Source organism: Paenibacillus hodogayensis, assembly GCF_039536325.1.
Taxonomy (GTDB): Bacteria; Bacillota; Bacilli; order Paenibacillales; family NBRC-103111; genus Paenibacillus_AB; species Paenibacillus_AB hodogayensis.
On the sequence record NZ_BAAAYO010000001.1, the window covers coordinates 31,337 to 54,102 of the forward strand.

The 22,766-nt window shown below is 54.5% G+C and carries 14 protein-coding genes; 2 read left to right on the forward strand and 12 right to left on the reverse strand.

The features are described from left to right. Nucleotides 1-450: 450 nt before the first annotated feature. From ABD796_RS00110 to ABD796_RS00130, 5 genes are all read right to left on the reverse strand, one after another. The gene (locus tag ABD796_RS00110; RefSeq protein ID WP_344900957.1) at nt 451-3,483 is read right to left on the reverse strand and encodes an OmpL47-type beta-barrel domain-containing protein; all 3,033 of its coding nucleotides are present in this window, start codon (nt 3,481-3,483) and stop codon (nt 451-453) included. Between the two features lie 34 nt (nt 3,484-3,517). After that, on the reverse strand, nt 3,518-4,594 hold the full coding sequence (locus ABD796_RS00115) for a peptidyl-prolyl cis-trans isomerase (RefSeq protein ID WP_344900960.1): 1,077 nt from the start codon (nt 4,592-4,594) through the stop codon (nt 3,518-3,520). A gap of 692 nt (nt 4,595-5,286) precedes the next feature. Continuing rightward, nucleotides 5,287-6,816, reverse strand: coding sequence for an extracellular solute-binding protein (locus tag ABD796_RS00120; protein WP_344900963.1), 1,530 nt, complete (start codon nt 6,814-6,816; stop codon nt 5,287-5,289). A gap of 71 nt (nt 6,817-6,887) precedes the next feature. Next, entirely contained in the window at nt 6,888-7,754 is an 867-nt protein-coding gene (locus ABD796_RS00125) for a carbohydrate ABC transporter permease (RefSeq protein WP_344900966.1), read from the reverse strand. 16 nt (nt 7,755-7,770) lie between these two features. Then, nucleotides 7,771-8,700, reverse strand: coding sequence for an ABC transporter permease (locus ABD796_RS00130; protein ID WP_344904113.1), 930 nt, complete (start codon nt 8,698-8,700; stop codon nt 7,771-7,773). A 237-nt stretch (nt 8,701-8,937) separates the two neighbouring features. Between ABD796_RS00130 and ABD796_RS00135 the strand changes: the two genes are divergently transcribed. Then, nucleotides 8,938-11,256: a helix-turn-helix domain-containing protein gene (locus ABD796_RS00135; protein ID WP_344900969.1), complete on the forward strand. Its 2,319-nt coding sequence runs from the start codon at nt 8,938-8,940 to the stop codon at nt 11,254-11,256. A gap of 611 nt (nt 11,257-11,867) precedes the next feature. Here ABD796_RS00135 and ABD796_RS00140 read toward each other — a convergent pair. From ABD796_RS00140 to ABD796_RS00170, 7 genes are all read right to left on the reverse strand, one after another. Continuing rightward, nucleotides 11,868-13,022: a serine hydrolase domain-containing protein gene (locus ABD796_RS00140; protein WP_344900972.1), complete on the reverse strand. Its 1,155-nt coding sequence runs from the start codon at nt 13,020-13,022 to the stop codon at nt 11,868-11,870. A 56-nt stretch (nt 13,023-13,078) separates the two neighbouring features. Continuing rightward, the gene (locus ABD796_RS00145) at nt 13,079-14,071 is read right to left on the reverse strand and encodes an ABC transporter ATP-binding protein (RefSeq protein WP_344900975.1); all 993 of its coding nucleotides are present in this window, start codon (nt 14,069-14,071) and stop codon (nt 13,079-13,081) included. Nucleotides 14,072-14,076: 5 nt separating this feature from the next. After that, nucleotides 14,077-14,862, reverse strand: coding sequence for an ABC transporter permease (locus ABD796_RS00150; protein WP_344900978.1), 786 nt, complete (start codon nt 14,860-14,862; stop codon nt 14,077-14,079). Beyond that, nucleotides 14,859-15,674 carry an ABC transporter permease gene (locus ABD796_RS00155; RefSeq protein WP_344900981.1) on the reverse strand — a complete coding sequence of 272 codons (816 nt, stop codon included), beginning with the start codon at nt 15,672-15,674 and terminating at the stop codon, nt 14,859-14,861. Before ABD796_RS00155 ends, ABD796_RS00150 begins: the two co-directional genes overlap by 4 nt. 13 nt (nt 15,675-15,687) lie before the next feature. After that, nucleotides 15,688-16,854: a serine hydrolase domain-containing protein gene (locus tag ABD796_RS00160; protein WP_344900984.1), complete on the reverse strand. Its 1,167-nt coding sequence runs from the start codon at nt 16,852-16,854 to the stop codon at nt 15,688-15,690. A 466-nt stretch (nt 16,855-17,320) separates the two neighbouring features. Then, a complete protein-coding gene (locus ABD796_RS00165; RefSeq protein WP_344900987.1) occupies nt 17,321-20,428 on the reverse strand; it encodes a CBM96 family carbohydrate-binding protein in 3,108 nt (1,035 codons plus the stop codon). A 24-nt stretch (nt 20,429-20,452) separates the two neighbouring features. Continuing rightward, nucleotides 20,453-21,790, reverse strand: coding sequence for an ABC transporter substrate-binding protein (locus tag ABD796_RS00170; protein WP_344900990.1), 1,338 nt, complete (start codon nt 21,788-21,790; stop codon nt 20,453-20,455). A gap of 152 nt (nt 21,791-21,942) precedes the next feature. Here ABD796_RS00170 and ABD796_RS00175 point away from each other — a divergent pair, with 152 nt between their 5' ends. Continuing rightward, on the forward strand, nt 21,943-22,764 hold the full coding sequence (locus tag ABD796_RS00175; protein WP_344900993.1) for a helix-turn-helix transcriptional regulator: 822 nt from the start codon (nt 21,943-21,945) through the stop codon (nt 22,762-22,764). The last annotated feature ends 2 nt before the right edge of the window (nt 22,765-22,766 follow it).

The following is a 22,766-nucleotide window of genomic DNA, read 5'->3' on the forward strand; positions in this document are numbered from 1 at the left end:
ATTAAATATAATCAAGAAAAGCTGCCAATAAAGGCATATGTCTTTTCATAATCATACAACTCCTAACTAATTTAATACAACTATACTTCCTTCTAACCATTTTATGGTTATATTATCTGCATTTACACTATAATCAACTAAAGGCCATTTGGCGTGGCCTTTTTACGTTGCCCTGCACCGGATCGTACCGAAGCAGCCGTCACGATTCCCGGGGACTACTTAATTGGCTTGTCCCAACAGGGCTTCCCGGTCAAGGAGATAGCTGAACGGCAGTTTTATTTCTCGATGACGCTTGCGCTTTGTTCACGAAGCTTTCGGTTGATTCCACAACGGTTGTGTCCGTGCGGAATTCCTTCTTCACTTGTTCGTCGGCTAAAAAGACGAAAGACGTGACCGGATTGATCGTTCGTAACGATCAACCCGATCCCGATAGCAAGCATCGTTAAGCTGTTATCTTTTATTTTGAGATAGCAAGAAACGGGCATCTCGCAACAAATAGTTTGCCGCTTCGCTTGAAATGTGCTTCCCGCTCTGCGCTTGCAATTCATTTACAAAACTAGTTAAGTCGTTTGCCGCCAATTTGGACCGCAAACTGTTCGCAATTCCGGCATTGTCGATCCAATTGTGTTCGGTAAATCGTATCACCAGTGCCTGTAATGAACCGATGCTGGACACCGTCTGGAAATGAATGGTACTGCTTACCTGATTGCCGGCCTTATCGCTGGAAGTCACCATGAATGTATGCGAACCAAGCGACAATGTATAGAGCGGGATCGTCGTTCCGACCGTGTAGGAATAGGTATCTAGCGTTACCGACGTCTTGTTGTTGTCAACACCAGATAAGTTATCGGTTACAATGAAACTCGGCAGCAATTCTCCGGAAGCTTCATAAGTGCCGTCTTCCTCCGGTACGGACACTGCGATCACCGGCGCAGTCGAATCCAGGCTGAAGCTGACCGATTTTACCGCTTCTGCATTCCCGGCATTGTCCGTTGATCGGTAACTCAACGTATACTGGCCATCCTGAAAAATGGTCAGAGCACCTGTATATGTTTGCCACGTGGTCCCGCTGTCCAGACTGAATTCCGTTTTCGCCACACCTGACATCGTATCGGCGGCATCCATCGTAATCGTTACCGGATGTACGTACCAGCCATTCTGTCCATCCGGTTGCGAAGGCGCCAAGGCTATGGTTGTAGTCGGCGGAGTCTCATCTGCCGTTTTTATGATAGCCGTCAAACGTTTTGCGCTCCAATTTCCGGCGTTATCCTCTGCAATCACTTTAAATGCATAATTCGTAAATTCCTCGAGTCCCGTTACATTGTATTGATATACGCTGCCTGATACTGTATCGAGCAAGCGCCCCTCCTTATAGATACGATACTGTGCCACGCCCACATTATCCGCTGCTGGCGGCCATGCTAGCATAAGCGATCCCGCTTGGACATTCGTTGCCGAAAGCGTACTTCCATCAGGCCATGTCGGAGCTGTAGAATCCGAAGGAGCTGCGCTGAAGTCATCAAAGTAACCGGAGATTCCTCCGTCCTGCAATATAATCCTTAACGTCGTCAGGCTGCCGCTGTTCACATGGATGGTGAACTGATTCCAGTCGATAGTGTTGCCGATAATCGTTTGCCCGATCGTTCTCTCCGACGTATCCAGTACTTTGAAAAGGGCTATTTTGCTGGAATCCCCGTTATTATCGGTTTTAGCATAAAGCGAGAAAACATAATCCGTATTGGGCTTGACTCTGACGTCCTGCCTCAATCCTCTATAGTCTCTCTTGCCTGTCATTTTCATAGATCGGGTGCCGCCGTCGGTATGGTTTTGCTCTGTCGTAAAAGCGAACGGTGAGGCTGGATCTCCATAATAGTAAGACCATGGCTCCGACCCTGTAGTCACAATTTCAAAGTCGGGATCCAGCACTAGGTTTACCGGTCTCTGATTGTAGTCTGAGCTTGGCGGTTTATTATCGATGGCCTGATACTCGAAGGCGCCTATATCCGGATTTCCAAAGTATAACGGATTGCCCCAGTAGTCTTTCCCGCCGTTACCCGAGATGACCTTCCCGGCATTTAGCGCCGGCGATTCCGGTTCTAATCGATAGCCGTCGATTCCGGTCTTAAAGTCTCCGCCATTGCCCGGGTCGACAAATAACGGATCGGCCGTGATTTGATTGGGATCGTCAGGAATAGCGCCGTTGCCCGTATATACATTGGAATCATACAAGAAATCCTGCTGGTAAATGCCGCCTGCGGCATAAAAAATATTATTCCAGATTTTCGCCCCTTCGCTGTAGCCTGAATATCCGTCGCTGCTTACTTTCACGATGCAATTCGGACAGTAAATATTGTTGTTGTATATGTACGTTTTATCTGTATACCTTATTTTCATTTCGCCGCTCGCATCGTTCTGGCTAATATTGTACCTTATGATAATGTTTTCGAGCGGCCTATTGTCACGGTATGGCGTCTGATCCTCCATCACCAGTAAAAATCCGCCCTGATTGTCGTGGCTGTAGTTGTACTGAAAAATAATAGTGCCGCCATTGAAAAGATCCGCGTCAAGGCCTTGCCCGTCCGAAATTTCTTTCATAGTTCTGGCCACTTCGTTATACTGAAAGGTCGCATTTTCCACGCGATGTGGAAACATGCCCGCAATCCATCTGAACCCTTGACCATTGATTCCCGCATCCAACACAGTGTTGTATTCAACCAGCACATTTTTGGCTTGCGCTACGATGATCCCGTCTCGTCCCGTTTTGTTGACGATATTGTTGCTGATGACAATTCCGTCGGAATTTCCTGGGGAGAAATGGAATATGCCCCCGTTGGTCACGTCATGCACATTGTTTCCGGATACCAGCACATCGTTGAAATTTCCATGTAATTGTATGGCGGCTGAACGCCAAACATCGCCATCTGTGCTCTTATGAATGCCTTTTACGTTGTGGACGTCCATATTCAAGATTCGAATCCCATGCAGAGGCGGGGCGGTCGAGCTCGACTCATTACCACGGATAAAGATGCCGTTTCTCATAGCGACCTGTAAAGCATCGTTGGTAATCTCCAGGTTCTGTATTGTCCAATATTCCTGCATGTGTAGCTCTATGGCCGCACGTGCGCCATTGCCCATAATCAGCGGTTTGTTGCCGCTCCCGTAGCCGTCGATCGTAATAGGAGCGCCCGCTGAACCGGAACCAAGCGGATGAAGCGTACCGGTCCACGCTCCGCCTGCTTTGAACAAAATCCGGTCTCCTGGCATAAATGTGGTACTGTTCACTTTGTCTAATGTTTGCCATGCAGCACCCGCGCTTGTTCCAGCATTGCTATCGCTGCCACTTGACGCATCCACATAATAGGACGTTCCCGTAGTCAATGGTTGATCGGCCGACGCGGAAGCGGGAACAATTGCCGGAATCGTTATGCTCAACATCAAGAAGATAAGGAAATTCGTAATCATCGCCTTCATTTTTTTTACCATATGAACACTCCTCCTTCTTACAATTCCTACCCATTTACAAGTTGATGCTATTATAGACACTGTTGTTGATGTGAATGACCGCGTCCTTCATCAATTGTGCGACTAGCTCGTTATATTGTTGATCGATCACGTCCGATTTTACCTGATCTTTTACTTCAAGAAACGGACGATACCCTTGTGGAGTTTTCTCCAGGCATACTATCATCGTGAAGGCGCCGTTTTCTTCAAAAACTTGGCTTATGCCGCCGACGGACAACTGTTCCGCAGTATCCGTAAGAATGGGGCTGTTCCTGGCGTTGTCTTTGATCGATGCATCATCCAAGATTTGTTCTTCCTTTGCGATAAGTCTTGAATTTTTTGGTTCATAAGCCTCCAACAGCTTGTCCAAATCCTCCCCGGCTGCCCATCTGTCATGAATGTCGTCGATTAGCGCACGGGCATCTCCTTTTTGCAATGATCCATGATCGGCTAAAGCAACGCTCAGTTTTTTGATACGAATCGTATCGGATTTGACAAACAAAACATCCTTGTTTAGCTCATAATACCGCTGAAGCGCTTGATCCGACACCGCAGATTCCTGCCCAATCTTCTTCTTTAGTTCCGCAGCCAGATTACCGTTTACAATTCCATAATAGGCCTTCTCATCGAAGCTTACAGGTCCGTAAATCGCCTGTTTCTTTCTTACAGCTTCTTTTCTCCTTTCATTCTCGGCTTGAAGCTGTTGCACAAAAGCCGGATAACTGATATCTTTCACGATGCCTTTCTGTTTGGCTAATAGCTGCTGGATTTTAATGATAGCGCCTTCATTTAACGATTCATTTCTGAGCTTTTCTATTGGCACCTCCCCTCCATAGTTGTCGTCCCAGAATCGGGGGCTGTCGTCAACATTGTATTTACCTTTAAAATAGGTGTAAGTCGAAGCCCTGTTTTTGGCGAGCAGCAATTTGAATTCTTCCGTTGTCAGAGGTTCGCCGTTAATGGTCGCAACGACTGAATTGCTTTCGGCTCTGCTTAAAGTCTCTTTTATGAAAAGCATGCAAGCGGTACCCGCTAAAGCCGAAGCAAGGAATAACGTTATAATCATCAATGCTTTTCTGCTGATTCTCAACATCTCCTCACTCCCGCCGATGAGTCTGGGCGTTATGAACTTCCAAAGGATCCGTCAGAAACTTCTATGTTACGCCTCCGTCAGCCGAACGGAAAATCATGCTCAGATTTTGTTCGGCTTCCGTCCTGAACACATCGTGAGATAGGACGAGCCGTCCGCTTCTTCCTTCACATTCGAACGCCAGCTGATCTGTGCCTCTCTATCTCCCGGCGCTATCCGGTCGGTATGTAACTCGACCGCGGGTCCGTCGTCCGGTCACCGCTATTCCTTGCCCGCAATGTCAAATTGCCGTTCACCCTCTCTCTCCCTTCTTCGTTGATCGCTTCCATGTTTTAATCATAGCAATCCGTGCAAGGCGGGTCTTTAGAGAAAATCTCTTAATATGCGTGCCGTCTTCCGCGGAGAAACCGCTTTCTTACGCTTCCTTCCCGTTCCACGTTTGCACATTATCGTTATGCTCTACATAAGAAAACAAGCCTCCATCCCACTCCCTATATATGGATTTGGAGAGCCCGTGAGGTACGACAAGTGAAACGGCTACAACTTGTCTAAGAAGATCGAAAATGGATTGAGCGAGACTTTCTGTTTCCAGTCGCAGCAACTTTCGCAAACAGAAACGCTCACGTCCTTGACGGTGATTTTTCCACCGGCAACGTTCGTGAGCGTTAACAATTCCGTGCAATCGATTTCGCGCCCTATTTCGCCTGAAGCTGGCGGTCGTACGCTTCCTTGTACACCTTCACCAGTTGGTCCAGACCGAGCTTCTTCACGTCAGCGACATAAGCGTCCCATTGATCCATCCCCTTCTCGCCGAGAATGAACCGGGTGATGTTCTCCTCGCGGTGCTTCTGGATCGCCTGCCCGACGGTGGTAAGCACGTCGTTCTCCTTCTCGTTGAACGCCGGCTTCGGCTGCAGCTTGGAGTCGTATTGGCCGACGACGGCATAGGCGTCTCTGGTCTCTTTGCTCGTCGTGGTCAGCAGGGCGTTGTAATCGATCCACGTATAGGTGCCGTAGTTTAACAGTCCGGGCTTCTCGCGCAGGTCGGACAGCGTTTTGAATTCGTCGAGATATTTTTTTGTGCCGTTCGTTTCCTCGTACGTCACTCCCTTGATCCCCCAGCTCGACAGTTCCTTGCCGGCCTCGCTATAGAAGAAATCTATATATTTCATCGCGTCCTTGATCTTCGACGAGGTGGACGCCACGGTCATGCCCGAATCGACCGTATTGATATTGAGATTTTGCCGCTTCGCTCCGGCAAATCCGACGGGCGGCGGCATGAACAGCATCGCGAATTGCGGATTGTCCTTGCGCAGCGGCACGTTGTAGTAGTCCATGACCATATAATCCAGGAACACGAACGCCTTGTTGTTGGCGATGAAGTCGTCGAACTGCTTGCCCTTGACCGTCAGCCAGTCGGGCGGCATCAGCCCTTCCTTGTACAGTTTGTTCAGAAACAGCACGAGCTTTTTGTAGTTGTCCTCGGCAGGACCGTACCGCCATTCCTTTTTATCGAAATCGTAATAAACGTCGTTGTACGTATCGAATTGCGGAGCCATGCGGGTAATCGTCCCGAACGCTCCGCGGGTGACGAACGGATAGCTGTCCGGATACTGCTGCTTCAGCTTCTTGAGCGTCTCGTACAGCTCGTCGTAAGTCGTCGGCAGCGGCAAATTGTGTTTCTTGAACACATCGTCCCGGTACATCCAGCCGATCCGCTCCCCTTGACCGAACCCTTCGTTCGGGAACATGTACATTTTGCCCTCGGCGGATGTGTAACGCTGCTTCAGCTCCGGATATTTTGCCAGCCAGCTGCGAAAATTCGGCATCAGATCGAGGTAATCCAAAATGTTGGCGAGTGCGCCCTGCTGCCCGTATTTGTTGGCGACGGTAAAGCTGCTCATATACATCAGGTCCGGCATATTGCCTGTCGCCACCGTCAGGTTGACCGCCTCGACGTAGTTGTCCCCCGGCGGCACCTGTCCGACGATATCGACGTTCGTCTTCTCCTTGATCGTCTTCCAGATCGGCTTATCCTTGTTATACGTCCAGTTCCCTTGGGCGCCCACTAACATCGTCAGCGTCGTCGGCCCCCCCTGCTTGCCCGCCGGCGCCGTCTCCTTGCCCGGGTCCGTTCCCGTGCTGCTCCCGCTTCCGCCTCCGCTGCATCCGGCCGACACGCCGGCCAGCAATACCGCCATTGCCGCTGCAATCCCCTTTTTCATCGTTGCGCGGCGTCCTCCCGCTCCTTGTAGCGGACTGTCGGAAGAACGCCTTCCTCCCCTCGTTATGGTGTTTATCCTTTCAGCGAGCCGACCGTGACGCCCTTGATGAAATATTTTTGCAAAAACGGATACGCCACCAGAATCGGCAGCGTGCCGACGAGAATCGTCGCGTATTTCAGCGACTCCTCGACGATTTGCTGGTCTTTGCCGAGCGTAAAAGAGCCGTCCAGATTCGTCTGCCCGGCCAGCACGAGATTGCGCAGAATGACCTGCAGCGGCACCAGCTCCGGGTTGCGCAAATAAAGCAGCGCCGAATAAAAGTTGTTCCAGATGCCGACCGCGTAGAACAGCCCGATGGTGGCGAGCACCGCTTGGGACAAGGGCAGCGCGATGCGCACGAACAAGCCGATATCGTTCAGCCCGTCCATCTTCCCAGCCTCCTCCAGCTCCGGAGGCAAACCGGCGAAAAACGTTCGCATCATGATCAGATACCACGCGCTGATCGCCCCCGGGATCATCATCGCCCCGATCGTATCGACGAGCCCGAGGCTTTTGACGACCAGGAACGTCGGAATCATTCCGCCGCTGAAAAACATCGTCACCACGACCAGGATCGTGATCGGCTTATGGAACAGCATTCTCGGCTTGGACAGCGCATAGGCCGCCATCGACGTCAGCACGAGCGACAGCGCCGTGCCGCCTACGGTGTACAGCACCGTATTGCGGTAGCCGCTCCAGATGCGCGGATCGGTCAGCACGATCCGGTACATGTCGGTATTGAATCCTTTTGGCCAAAGGAATACGCTTCCTTTCATGACCGACACGCTGTCGCTGAAGGAGACGGCAATCATGTACACGAACGGGTATACGGTGACGACAAGCAGCAGCAGCATAATGACAATATTGACGATGTCGAACAGGCCTGCCTTTTTGGCCATGCGTAGCCAGCCTCCTTTACCATAAACTGTTCTCGCCGAGCTTGCGGCTGATCGTATTGGCGCCTAGCAGAAAAGCCAGATTGACGACACCGGTGAACAGATCGATCGCCGCCGCGTAGCTGTAATTGCCCTGTACGAGCCCGACGCGGTAGACGTAGGTGCTAATAATATCCGCCGTCTCGTAAATCGCCGGGTTGTACAGCAGGAACACCTTCTCGAAGCCGACCCCCAGCACATGTCCGATTTCCAAAATAAGCAGCACCACGACGGTTTGCATGATGCCGGGCAGCGAGACGTACGCCATTTTGCGGAACCTCCCAGCCCCGTCCATCTCGGCCGCCTCGTACAGATGCGGATCGATGGCAGTAAGCGCTGCCAAATAAATGATCGACGACCAGCCGATCCCTTGCCATATTCCCGAAGCGACATAAATGGAACGGAACCATTCCGGCAGCATCAGCCAGTTGACCGGATCGAAGCCGACCGCCGCTATGAGCCGGTTGACGAGGCCGCCGGACGGAGACAGGAAGACGACGATCATGCCGGCCACAACGACGTTGGAGATGAAGTGCGGCAAGTAGCTGACCGATTGTACCACCCGCTTGAAGACGGCGCTGCGCAGCTCGTTGAACAGCAGGGCGAGCGCGATCGGCGCAGGAAAGCCGAACACGATCTGGTAAGCTCCGAGCAGGAACGTGTTGCGCAGCAGCTTGAAAAAATCCGGGTTGCCAAAAAACATCCGGTAATAGTGGAAACCGACCCACTCGCTGTGCCAAATGCCTTTGAACAAATTGTACTTCTGGAACGAGATCGCGATACCAAACATCGGCACATAATGGAACACGAGAAAATAAACGACGCAGGGCAATACGAGCAGCAACAGATAGCGGCTGTCGCGAAATCGTTTGCCGAACGAACGGCGCGCTTGCGCCTCCGGGCGCTCCATGCGGCGCGGAAGACTCTCCGTAATCCGGTTCGCCTCCAAAGGCCCCCCCTCCTTCTTGGTCGCCCGTTTTTTTTGTGCTTGCCGAATAAACATCGGCGTTCTACAATGGGCATAGATTGAGCATAGCCGAGGCCGGCCTTTACCGCCATCGACAATGCGTCCGTTTGTAAGCGCTCTTACGACACCTGACAAAAAGTGTATGATCGGAAGAAATGCATACCGGAAAGGGGAGAACCGATGAATACGATCAGACATCCGGCATCTTCAAGACGAAATTCGTTGTTCGTCCGGCTGCTTGGCGGCTTTATGCTCGTCATCGCGCTGCTGCTTTCCTTCAATATGTTGTCGTTCGCCTTCTTCCAGACGAATATCGAGCGGGAAATTATCGACCACAATACGCTCAATATGAACAATACGGTCAACGGCTACGAGCAGCAGCTTCAGCTCGTGGAGAGCGACCTGCTGCGCTTTTATTTCAACGAACGGTTCAGCGCGCTCGTCGCGGCCAACGGTCAGCCGAACTACACGGCGGTCAATGCGGTAAAGCCCGAGCTGAACTCGCTTCTTTCCAATAAAATGCTCTTTCTGGAAAACGTCTTTATTTTGTTTCGCGACAATCCGCTCGTTATCGAGCGGGATACGACGACGAATGCGGTTAATATGTTCACCAAATTTTACGTCAGCGAGCCGTACGGTCCCGTCTTCTGGCAAAATCAGTTTGCCGAAGGCTATACGTTCCGCGTCTTCCCCGCGGCGGACTTCCGCCAGTACAAATACGACCGTACTGTGGAGGATAAAGGCGGGCTGCTGCCTGTCGTCATCAAAAACAAGTTCAGCAGCCAATACCTGGTCGCCGCCTTGCTCGATGCGGACAGTATGTTCCGCTCGCTGCACTATAACGGCGCGGATCATTTTTACATTCTCGACGCGGGCGGTGCCGTCCTGTTTCATTCGGACCCCGGCGCGAAGGACGCGAGCGCAATGGCCGGCATCGGCTCCGCCCTCCCGGCCGACCTGCCGGCTGCGGGTGACGGCTACTTCATCCGCGACGACCGCTACTACTTTTACAAAAACGGGCCAACTTCCGGGCTGCGATACGTCAATGTGATCCCGAACGACCGGATCGCCTCCCAGGTGGAGCGGCTCGGCATGCTGCTGCTCGGCATGCTGGCCGTCGCCGTGGCGGCGAGCCTGCTCATCTCCGTCTGGCTGAGCATCCGGTTTAACAGCCCGGTGCAGGGGATGATTCGTCTGCTCCAGCGCCCGGGACAGCCCGGCCGGATGACGAGCGGCATCCGCGAGTTCGATTGGCTTGGACGCAGCATCTCGGATATGCTGCACGCCAACCGCGGCTTCGATCAGGATCTGCGGCGCAAAAATAAGCTGCTGCAAAACTACGGCTATATGAGCAAGCTGAAAAGTATTCGCCACTGGAACGAGCTGCACGATCTGATCGAAACGAGCAAGCCGTTCTTTCTGGTCGCCTTCCAGCTGTCGTTCACTGCCCGCTTCGGACAGCTGGCGCAGGACGATCAGGAAAAAACCGCCTATTACATTCAAGAATATATCAACCTGCAAATGAGCGGGCGCTTTCCCGGGGCGGTCACGCTGCAGATGGAGAAGGAGCAAATCTTGTCGCTGCTGTTCACCGACGAGGACGCCTCCGCGGTGATCGACACGCTGGAACGGCTGAAGCAGGTGCTCGACCGCGACAAGGAGTACGGGTTCGCCACGATGGCGTTCCTGCCGGTGAAACGGAGCCCGAACGAGCTATCCCGCGCCTACGAGGAGGCGCAGGCGATGCTCGGCTCCCGGCTGCTGAACCGCGATACGCAGACGATCACCCGGCTGCCCGCCGTGGAGCTCCCGGCTCTCCCGCCGATGTCCACGGCGCAGGAGCAGGAGCTGCTGGCCGCTCTGCTGGCGGGCCAGGACGAACGGGCGGCAGAACTCGTCGACGCGCTGCTGCGGCATATGGAGCTAAGCGGAGCGAACGCCCGCCAATTCGCCGAGCTCGGCAAGGAGCTCGTCTCGCACATATGGAAGCTGCTGCTCGAGCATCATTACGATATCAGCCGGCTGTTGGACGGCGAATCGCCGTTTCTGCTGCTCAAGGATTGCTGGAGCGTCGACGAATACGGGCGATTTTTCCGCCGTTTTGCGGGCGAAGCCGCGGCGCTCGTCCGCGAGCGCAAAGCCGAGCAGGACCCGATCCGCGATTTTGCGCTGGACTATGTCGCCAAGCATTACGGCGAGGACATCTCGCTCGAGCTGGTGGCCGAGAAGCTCGGCTTGTCGCGCGGCTATTTGTCCACCTACTTTCACGAGAAGACGGGCCAGACGTTCAGCGAATACGTCAACGGGCTGCGCATGCAGCGGGCCAAGGAAATGCTGAGCGGTACGGACAGCCGTATTCAGGACATCGCCGCCGAGGTCGGCTACCAGAACGTCAACTCGTTCATCCGCATGTTCAAACGGATTTGCGGCCTGACGCCGGGCGAATTCCGGCGCGTCGCGCTGCAGCAGAGCGGTTCGGAGACGGTTGTGGAGGGGTGACATGGCTCTGCCGTTTTCCCTGATGGCATAGTGCGCGAAAGAGCGTTAATTTCGCAAAAGGAGCCAGTTTGGCGCGCCATAATGCTAAAAGGAGCATTAACTCCCGGCCACGAGCCCCAAAACTCCCCGTTTCGGCCGGTTTGCCGGATACGTAGTGTGCGAAAGAGCGCTATTTTCGTAAAAAATGCCAGTTTGGCGCTCTATAATGCTAAAAGGAGCACTAACTCCGCGCCACGAGCCCCAAAAATTACTTTAGTTCTTTTATTGTTGGACAAGAGGTGTTTCGTCAGTCCGTAAATTTTTGCTCAACTTCACACTTGTTCAATCCTGTGTCCAATATTACCTTCACCTGCAAATAAGGTCATGTAAGCTCTAAAGCTTCTAAATTAATGATCAACATAACATCTAACATAGCCAAAAATAAAAGAGTCTCTCCCCCACTTTGATAGTGGAGACAGAGACTCTTTGTTTGCATTCGGGGGTTCGCGCCGCCCTCGGGACAGCCTCCCTAGGAAGCCGCGTTCCTTCAAGCCGTCACGTCCGGGCGGCGGGCGCGGAATCAGCGGTCCGCGGAGGCATGCGTTCTTCCGTCTGGGCGGAGCGCCCTACCGTCACTCTTCAATCCCGCTCATTACCATGTTATGAAACAAATTGCGCGTGTACAGCTTATCCGTCACGATCGGAAAGTACGCCCACAGCACATCGTAATCCGGTTCGATCAGCAGCCTGACGCCTCCTGCACCGCCGTGATCAAATGCGCGCTGCGAACGCAAAGAGCCGCTGTCGTCCTGCTTCATGCTGCGCACATTCCAGCCATAGCCCCAAGACCCTTCCCGAAACGTGAGGTCGTTGGAGGTGGCGGGGACGCCGGGGATCTGGTTTTTGGTCATTTCGCGCACCGTAATCGGACTTAAGATCCGCGTCTGACCGTAGCGGCCGCCGTTCATAAACATTTGCCCGAATATCGCCATATCCCGCACGGTCGAGTAAGCCCCGCCCGAAGGCGACGGATAACGCAGCGCGTCCGGCGTCCCGAACCACCCGCCGCCAGCCAGGCTCTCCGAGCGTCTGACCGCTCTGTCGAACAGCGCGTCCGGCACAACATAAAACGTATCGTTCATGCCGAGAGGCGCAAAAATCCGCTCCGTGGCAAACTGATGCAGCGAGTGGCCGCTGACGCGTTGGACAATCTCGCCCAGCAGCCGGTAACCGTAATCCAGGTAGCGCATTTCCGTTCCCGGCGGCTTCCATAGCGGCGTTCCGCAGCCGAGAAGCAAATATTTATGGATATGCGGGTGCGCCGTCGGTTCCGGCTCCGGCACAGTGATGCCCGCCGCCTCCTGGCGGGTCGTATGATCGCGCACATCGTCCGGGCGCAGGCCCGACGTATGCGTCAGCAGATGGTGAAGGTTGACCGCTTCCTTCCCCTCCCCGACAAATTCCGGGATAAACCGGCTGACGGGATCGAACAGATCCAGCTTCCCATCCTCGACCAAAATCAGGATACAAGTCGCGGTAAGCGGCTTCGTCAAGGACGCTAGCGGAAACAACGAATCTTTTGCGAGCGACGGCGCCCCTTCCATCGGCGTCAGCGGACCGTAGGCCTTGTGGGACACGATCACCCCTTTTCGCGCTACCAGCATGGCGGCCGCGGGCGTCACTCCCGCTCCTACCCACTGCTGTACGCTGTTCTCCAGATAATGGATACGATCCGCCCTCATCCCCGCTTGTTCCGGCGCTCCCTCGCGCAAAATCCAATTATTCATCAGACAACCGCCTCTCCCCCGTATTTCAGCCAATGGCTCCTGTCGTTTGCCCAGCGTTATGTCCCGCCGCCTCCAGCCTGCGCTACATATAACTCTTTGATAACATGCTCGATGGCCGGGTCCTCGAGCGACATGTCTTTAATGCCGAACGATTCGCTCAACTGTTGAATGACTTGGCCTAGCTCAACAGTGGCCGTGTCGACTGCAAGCTCCGCCTCATAATCGGATAGCCGCTTGACAAGCCGCGTACCCGCTGGAAACGATTGCCCGAACGGACGCTTGGCGGTAAGACGCAACATTTTACTGCTGCCCGTCATCGTACGCAGCCGCTGAATCGCGTCGTCAAATACGATCGCGCCGTGGTTGATCACGATAACGCGCTGCGCCAACTGTTCGACGTCGTCCAGGTCATGGGTCGTCAAAATAAAGGTGACGCCCTGCTTGTTCATTTCTGCGATAAACCCACGAATCTTCTCCTTCGCAATCACGTCGAGCCCGATCGTCGGTTCATCGAGAAACACAATTTGCGGCCGGTGCAGCATTGCCATCGCGAACTCGCACTTCATCCGCTCCCCGAGCGACAGCTGCCGCGTCGGCTTCCGCACAACGTCAGCCACATCGAGCAGCGCGATCATCCGGCCCAACGTTTCTTCGAATTCCGCATCCGGAATATCGTAAATCGCCTTATTCATATAGAACGCGTCGATCGGGGGGATGTCCCACAGCAGCTGAGACTTTTGCCCGAACACAACGCCGATATGCCTCACATAGTGCTTGCGCTGCCGCCACGGCGTATACCCCATCACGCTGACCGCCCCCGATGTCGGATGGAGCACGCCGGTCAATATTTTCAGCGTGGTCGATTTGCCCGCGCCGTTCGGACCGAGAAAACCGACGATTTCCCCCGCTTCGATTCCGAAGGAGATTCCAGTGACAGCCGGAATTTGTTTCTGTTTGCGCACAAAGAGGCTGGCGACCGTTTCCTTGAACGTATGGCCGCGTTCGTACGTGACATACGTTTTGCGCAAATTCTCCACTTGAATTAACATCGCCTTCAACCACCTGCACTTGTATAGGATCTCAGCATCCGATGCCAGAACAGCCATCCTGCCGCGCAAAACAACAGGCAGACGACCGAGGAAAGGGCGACGCCGTCGAGCGGCCTCCCGAGCAAGGCTTCGGCCGGCATGCTGCCGATCATCAGCACCGGGATGACGAACGTCACGACCGGCAGAAACGATTTGGAAAAAATCGAACGCGGGTACATACCGAACGAAGTGACCGCATCAAAAATTTCAAACACCCGGCTGCTGCCGACCCACACGAACACAATGCCCGACAAAAACAAGGCAAACCCAAATAACACGACAAGCCCCATGCCGAACAGCCACACAAAGGCTTCCCAATGAAGACTGGCCGCACCCAATTGTGTGCAGGCAAAGATAAGCAACACGATCCCGCCGAACAATCGGCCGATGTTATCGGTCTGAAAGCTGGTCACGACCGTCATATACAGGGCGGAACGCGGCTTCAGCAGCAAAATATCGAAAGTGCCGTCACGGACGCGCCCGAGCGTATTGGACACGATGCCAAAAAAACACGGAAACGCAATCCCTTTGGCCAGCATGAACGTCGCCTGAATGAGCAGCGCCTCGTACAGGCTCCAGCCGGGAAACGAGGCCCCCGATCGGTACAGGATCAACGTGACGAGCGGCACGATCAGATCGCCGATCACGATCATCAGGGCGCTGATAAAAAAATCTCCGCGATAAGTCATCCGCGCTGCAAAGGTCGTTTGGAGAATAGACAAATACGTGCGGATTTCACACCACACCCTCATGCCCCCACCCCCGTAAACTTGCGGATGCCCAGACACCAAAGGAAGCTCGACACCAGCCACATGACCATAACGACCACGCCTTGCAGCATAACGATTTGCGGAATGGACAGCGAACGGCCCGCCAGCTCATACGAGCCGATAAAGACGCGCGCCGGAACGTAAACGATATACTGGAACGGCAGAAAAAACATCAGCTTTTGCAGCGCTTCCGGGAAAAAGCCGAGCGGGATAAATACGCCGGCGCACACATCGCGCACGATCATAAACATGCGCCGAATGCCGTCCGTGTTGGTCAGCCAGAAGGCTGTCATCCCGATGCAATAATTGATCAAGAACAGGAGCAGAAAGCTGAAGACGACGGAAAGAGCGGCCCATAACGGATATGCCGGCGCCAGATCGATCCGGAACACGAATATAAAAAGGATCAGGACAGGTGTCAGCTCCAGCCACAGCCCCAGCGTGCGGTGCCCTATTTTTTGCGACAAGGCAAAATAGCGGTGAGAAACCGGTCGCAGCAAAAACGTCAGCAGCTTTCCGGTTCGAATCAGCATTTGCAAATTCCAGTCGGCGAAATCGAAAATGAAGTAATTGATGACTGCCACAATCGCGTAATATGCGATCAACTGCTCGAGCGTAAATCCGTTTACCATTTCCCGAACGGAAAATACCGCTTGCCAAATAAACAACTGCACCAAAAACAGCACCGGGCCGACAAACAAGGACACTACCATATGCGAACGATAAGCCGCCCATTCCTTATAGGTGACATAGGCTATGGCGTGCAGCGTCCTCCAGGCGGATCGTAGTATCATGCTCGCAGTCCCCTCAGTCTTCATCCTCAATTGCCGCAATCCCGGCGTTGTGGAACAAATTCATCGTGGGGCACCAGACGCCGTAGCCGTCATTCCGACGGTTGTCGATGGAGAAATAAATATGTACCGTTTCGTAATGCGGATCGATCGTAATGTTGACTCCGCCCGCGCCGCCGCAGACGAGCGCCTTGGCCGAAAACAAGTCGCCGCTGTCCTTTTTGTTGCCGTTTACCGGCCAGCAGTAGCCGTAGGAAGCATGGACAAAAAACTGCGCGCCATACGTAGCGGATACATGAGGAACCTGATCGCGGGTCATTTCGCCGACTGCGGCGGCGCTCAAAATGCGGTGTTCGCCATAAGTGCCGCGGTTCAGAAACATTTGGCCGAACTTGGCCATATCGAGCGCGGTTGAATAAGCGCCTCCGGCAGCGGAGGGTCTGGACAGCGCCTCAGGGGAGTGGTACCAGCCGCCTCCAGGGACATCGGAAGATCGGCGAATGACGCGGCCATACTCCGTTTCCGGCACGGTAAAATACGTATCGTGCATGCCGATCGGTTCGAAAATATGCTTACGACAAAACTGCTCCAGCGATTGCCCGCTCACACGGCGGACAATTTCACCCAGCAGCTCCACCCCGTAGCCGCAATACGACATCTCGGTGCCGGGCGGCTTCCAGAGCGGCGCGTCGTAGCCGAGATACAATCGTCTGTGCAGCTCCGGGTCCTGGTTGGGTTCAGGCGGCGGCACCTGTACCGTCCCTTCCATTTTGCGGATATGTTCGCTGACATCGCTGTTCCGCAAGCCCGACGTATGGGTCATCAGCTGGTGCACAAGCACCCTTTCCTTTCCCTCGCCCACGAATTCAGGAATGTAATAGGACACCGGGAAGCTCACGCACAATAAGCCGCGATCGGCCAAAATCATTGCCGCCGTCGCTGTAATCGGTTTCGTAATCGAAGCCAACGGAAACAACGTATTCTTCGACACCGTGGGAGCGTCCGGTCCCGGCCCCGCCCTTCCTAACGCCTGATAACTGACGATACAGCCCCGTCGCACCAATACCGTGACGAATGCCTGAGATACACCGTCGCTTGCCCAACCTTCGACAAGCCGCTCCAAGTGCTGAACGCGGCTTGCCGACATATCAACCTCTTCCGGCGTTCCTTCGCGTAATATCACGGAAATCCCCCTATACCTTTCAAGATCAAATGTATGACCAGCCCTAGATTAGAAAATCTATCCGAGTCGCAGGGACATTGTACCATTCCTTGATTTGGGTAATAAAGGATTATTTTGTTATACAAAAACAAGCCCCAAAACCACAAAGAAACGGTCACAAAAATACCGATCCTGCCTCATCGCGCGGGCTGCTTGTCGTAAGTCTCCCGTCGTGAGCGAGAAACTCGGCATTCTCCGTTCGATCCAAACCGAACTTCCTTCGGGTATTCCGGTTCGAGTCGTGTTTGTTCATCATCGCTCGTTCCTGGTTTTCGTCAATCAATTCAATTATCAACATTCATAGCCAAAAACAATAGAGTCTCTCCCCCACTTCGCTAGTGGAGAAAGAGACTCTTTGTCTGCATGCGGGGAACACGCGTCCCTCGGGACAGCCTACTTGGAGGCTGCCCACCCTCAAAGCCGACCTTTACGGCGCCGGGTCGGAGTTAACGGTTAGCGAAACCGTCGGATTGTTGGCGCCGTTGGACGGATTGACGATCAAGTACGGCTCGAAGCCGGCGTACGTCCTGCCCCGGATGGTCACTAGCGTATTTTTCGTATTCGGATCCATGATCCGAAACGTTGCCGTCCTGTCTCCGCCGAAGCGCGACTGGATGAAGCCCGTCACGTCAACCGAATACCAGCCGGCGCTGCTCACCGTCACGGTTCCGAGCGGCACGTAGCCCGCTTTAGGCCGGTTGTTCCAGTTTACGGTCGATTCGCTCCAAGCGGCCTGTGCGTAGCCGTCGACGGAGAGCGCCACGGATTTGGCCGTATTCGCATCGACATAAAAATTCAGCTTCGCTTCGCTCACTGACGGGTCCGCCGACCCGGAGAAATCCGCCTTCATGTAGATGATCCGGTCGCCACCTACGGCTGCGGACGGAACATCGATCACCTCCAGTATCGGGAGGCTGCCGATGGCCTCCTGCGGCCGATTCTCGTGGACGTAAGCGGTGTCCGTCATCGGGAATACGTTAGTTACCGCGCCGGGGCGAACGACCGTAACGGTGTAGGACGCAATCGCCCCGTTGCGCTCCTGCACTTCAACCTCAATCGAGTTGCGTCCGACGGCAAGGGAGATTTCGCTTGACGCCACTCCGCTCGGGACCGGGTGGCCATTCACCCGGATCGTCGCATCAGCCGCGGCCGCAGTCGGGGTGACGAATATTGCGGACGTTTCGTTACCCACGTTTACCGTATAGGACAACCGAAGCGGAGCAAAGCCGGGGCTCAGCGTCCCTTCGCTCACGGCAAGCGCGGCCAGACCGGCTCCCGCTTGCGGATACAAGGCCCCCTCCGAAGGCTTGTCGTACGCTTTCGCCCAATAATAGCCCGGGACGTCGATCGTGCGCACCATAAACCCGATCTGCCGATCGGCCGGCACCGCTTCCGAGCTTGCCGTCATCGTTCCGTCCGGTGCTGTCGCCGCCGTTACATAGCTGCCGCCCGAATAAGTGAAGCGGCCACCCACGCTGCCGGCGACCGGTAGGCCGGTAGCATAATCCGCCACTCGCAGCGTAACGACGGCGGCGCTGCCGTTATACGTTACCCTCATGCCGTCTACGATAAGCGGCTTTAGCGAGGACGCTGCCGTCTTGGCCGAACCTTCCGCCGAAGCCGGTCCGACATTGCCTCTGACGTCCACGGCCGCGACTTTGTAATAATACGTCGTGTCCGGCAGCAGGCCGGCGTCCTGGAACGTCAGGCTTCGCGACGTCCCTGCCAGATTAGCGGGACCGGGCGTAAAGCCGCTGGTCGTGCTTCGAAAAATCCGGTATTGGTCCACTTCCGTGTTGTCGTACGCCCTGCCGTAGCTCACTGTAATTTGCTTGTAGTTAACTGCGGTCGCAGTCGGGCTCGCGCTTACGGCGGTAGGCGGCTCCGTATCCGGAGGAGGACTCCAATACGTTTCTCCCGGTCCCCAGTAGGAAGGAAGCGCCCGCAGCGAATCGTACTGGTGAACCGCGACTCCCCCGAAGCCCGGCTCGCCGCCGAAAGCCGCATACACTTTGTTCAGTTCCTTTTCCATGGCCGTACGCCCTTTTTGCCGGAAGGTGACGGTGTACGGATCAGAGGTGTTCGCCACATCGATCGTCTCTACGCCGACGACGACGGAATTCGGTTTGCCGATAGCCGCCGCGTACGCGATCTCGCCTTGAACGCTGGCAATCAGGCCGTTGGAGCCGTCCGCCGAATCCCTGTAGTCCATAATCGAGATATAGTCGGCGATGTCCTGAACATGCTCGGATAACCATTTCACGGAGCCGTTCCAGTCGATGGCGCTTGCGGTCGGCGAGCTGTCGTACCATCTCGGTATCGCCGGTCCGATGGCGAGGCCGACTCCCGAGACGTTTCTTCTTTCGATTATTTTGCGTAAACCGTCCAAATACTGCTTTTGCAAAAAGCGATCCGGGCTTTTGAAGTCCGGGGAAATGTAGGGCTCGATATCGACGTTGACGCCGTCGAACCGGGCTGCGGCCGGCGAGGCCAGATTGTAGTTGATCACTTTCTCTACCTGCCGCGTCGCTTTGTCATGGTATTTGGCATACGCCCCGAAGAAAGGAGGGGACGTTCCTCCGGCAACCAAAGCGTGGACCTGATATCCGCGATCATGGGCCCATGCGATGAAGTTCCGCATTTTGTCCGGCTGGTCTTCCAGGATATCGACACCGCTGAAGCCCCCCGACGCCACATACAAGGTAGTAATCGGATTGGAGCCAAAGGTGGCGGTGTCTTTGGCAAACGCGTCCAAAACGTCTCTCGAACCGGGGTTCAAAAACAGATTGTACGCCGCAGGCTCCCATATCCACATCGCCCGGTCCTGGTTTCGGAGCGAAACCGGCTCGTGCGTGCCGGCTCCCGTTCTGGCATACGTCGTCATGCTGAAGCCGGTTTTTCCCGTCGTATCGGTCGCTTTCGCTTCGATGGCGGTCGTCTTGTCGCCAAGTCCGCCGGTGTCCCACGGCAGCTCGTAGTAGGAACCATTCTGCACAGCCGTCTGCCACGGTCCTCCTCCGATCCGCACCAGAACTTCGGCGAGCGGATGGCTTCCGTATACTTCCACCTGGTTGGTAACCGTACCGCTCACGACTGTCCCGTCAACCGGACTTGCAATGACGACCTTCGGGGGCAGTACCGGATTTGGTTGAACCCGGGCCGTAACGGAAGCCGACCAGACGCTTGATCGGTCCGCGACATCCGCCCCTTTTGCCCACAGCTCGATCTCGTCGCCATATTCGGCGGCATTCAGGTCATAGTACCACGTGCCCGTATGGCCGCCGTTCGGAGCGACGGTCACCACGTCCGCCTGCCTCGCTGCATTGATGATCAGTTTGATGTCCGTGACGCCGGCAAACGTTCCGGATATCCGGACAGTATCGGCGGGTACGCTGCCGCCGTCGGCAGGGGAGTCGATCGTAAGGGCGGATGCGGCATGAACCGGTGCCGGCGCGAACCATAGGCCCGACACAGCAAGCAGCGCGAACAACAATCCATGCACGGTGCGGGCAAATAAGCTCCGAGCTTTTCGCATGAGCGATCTCTCCTTTCCCTGCCTCTATTTGGCCAACTGAGCTTCGATATCTTTGTTCGTCTTCTCCTCCTGCTCCCGCAGCGCCGTATTGACGTCCTTCTCCTTCAATAGCACGGCGTTATACGCATTGTTCAAATTGTTGAATGCGATGCTTTGGTATTTGCTGACCGGCGCGGCCGGCGCGAACTGCTTGGGCAAGAACGACTGCGTATTTTTATTTTTCATGAACGGGAGCTCCTGCCCGTACGCCTTCATGGCGTCGCGGTTTTTCAGGACCGGGAACATGCCGTTCATGGCCAGATGCTTCTGGAACTCGTCGGTAGTCAAATACGAGATAACCTCGAACGCGGCATCTTTGTTTTTGCTCGCATTGTTGATATAGAAATAGGTCGGATAGGACTGCGGCCCGACGTTCGGCTGATCCTTATCCACCGGATACGAGACGACGTCCCAATTCAGCCCTTCCTTGAACCGAACCGCGCCGAGCGTGCTGAGCGCAAGAAACATCGCGGTCGTCTGGTCCTTATCGAACGACTGGATCTGCTTCGTATAGCTGACCGTGTCTTTCGTAACGCCATTGTTCTGGATATTGTAAATGTTCGTAAGCGTCTCAAACACGTTTTTGAAGCTGTCGTTCGCGAAAGCCGCCTTGTTCGTCTTCACGTCCACGTAAGGGACCGATTTGGAATTGAGCAGCGATGTATGCGAGAACGAAACCGACAGCCCTTTGTATTGCACAGATCCGTCCATCCGCGACATTTTGCGCGCCAGCTCGTACGTATCTTCCCACGTCATGCCGTCCTTCGGATAGGCTACGCCAAATTTGTCGAATAAGTCCTTGTTGTAATATAATGCCAGTGTCGTCGTAAATACCGGAAGCCCGTAAATGCCCCCGTTGGCGATTTGTTTCTGAATATCCACCGTTACCGGCTCCAGGCGGGACAAATCGTAATTATTTTTTTTGATCAGGTCCGAGATATCGGCTTCCATCTTGTAATTCAACAGTGTCTCCGACGTTTGACCGATCGAATTGAACAGGATATCGATCGGCTGGCCGACCGTAATGAGCTTCTCGAGTGCCGTGTCTTTGGTCAAGGCAATGAACTTGGGCGTTACATGCGGGAATTTTTCTTTTATTTTGTCGCCAAACGTTTTAACGAAACCGCTTTCATCAAAGTCGCCAGAAGTTGAGTAAAAGACCAGTTCGACCGGGTCGCGCTTCTTCTCCGCCTGCACGGCCCCGGTTCCCGGCGCCGCTCCCGCAGAATCGCCGCCTGCGTTCTGCTGCGGCTTGCTTCCGCACCCGGTTGCCACAGCCCCCGCCAGCATGACGGCAACGAGTACCGCGTTCTTCTTGTTCATGTCGATTCTCCCCTTTAATGTAAGTTGCATGCTTTCTCAGCAATGAATTCCTTCGTTATCGTATCAAAATTGTTTTATACTGGGGATGAACCACATGCTGACCAAGATGAACAATCTGATGATGGAAGCGGAAGTGAGCGGAAGTGAGCGGAATGATGCCAAACAAGCCCCATACGACGTCGGCGGAAGTCCTTCATGCGGACTACGCCTATCATTACAAGCCATATCAGACGGCTAAACGGGTACTGAACTATTACTACTTCCGGCTGCAGGTGGAAGGCCAATGCACGGCGCTGATCGGCGACCGGACCGTTCCGATCGGGCCCGGGGACGTTCTGCTGTACCGGCCGGGAGACGTCGCCTTTTTTCAATTTATCCGGCCAGCGGAGCAGCCCGTCCATAAATCGCTGATCAGCGGCAATTATTACATGTCCTGCCGCGGAGAATGGCTCGATCAATGGTGTGTCCGCTCCGATATTCCCAGACACATCAAAGTTCCGCTGGGCGATAGCATGATGACGATATTTAAAGAAATCGTGCAGGAGCACCGCAGAGCGAAGCCTCATAAATCGGACATTTCCGACTACTTGCTGCGCGTCCTCTGCTTGATGATCGAGAGAACGATCCCGGAGGCAGATCGGAACGTGAATAATCCGTCACAATTGGTTGGACGGATGAAGCAATATATTATGGAAAACGCCACGTCCTCCTTCCGGCTCGAGGACGTGGCGAGAGACGCGGGCATCAGCGTTCCGCATGCGGTGGCGCTGTTCAAATCGGCTTTCGGTCAGACAATCATGCAATACGCTATGGAAGTTCGGCTGTCCATCGCCTGCAACCGGATCAAATTTACGATGACCAACCTGGATCGAATCGCGGAATCGACCGGCTTCGGCAGCTACACGTATTTTCACCGCGTATTTCGCGCCAAATTCGGCATTTCGCCGAAGCAATACCGCGAACAGCATATATAACG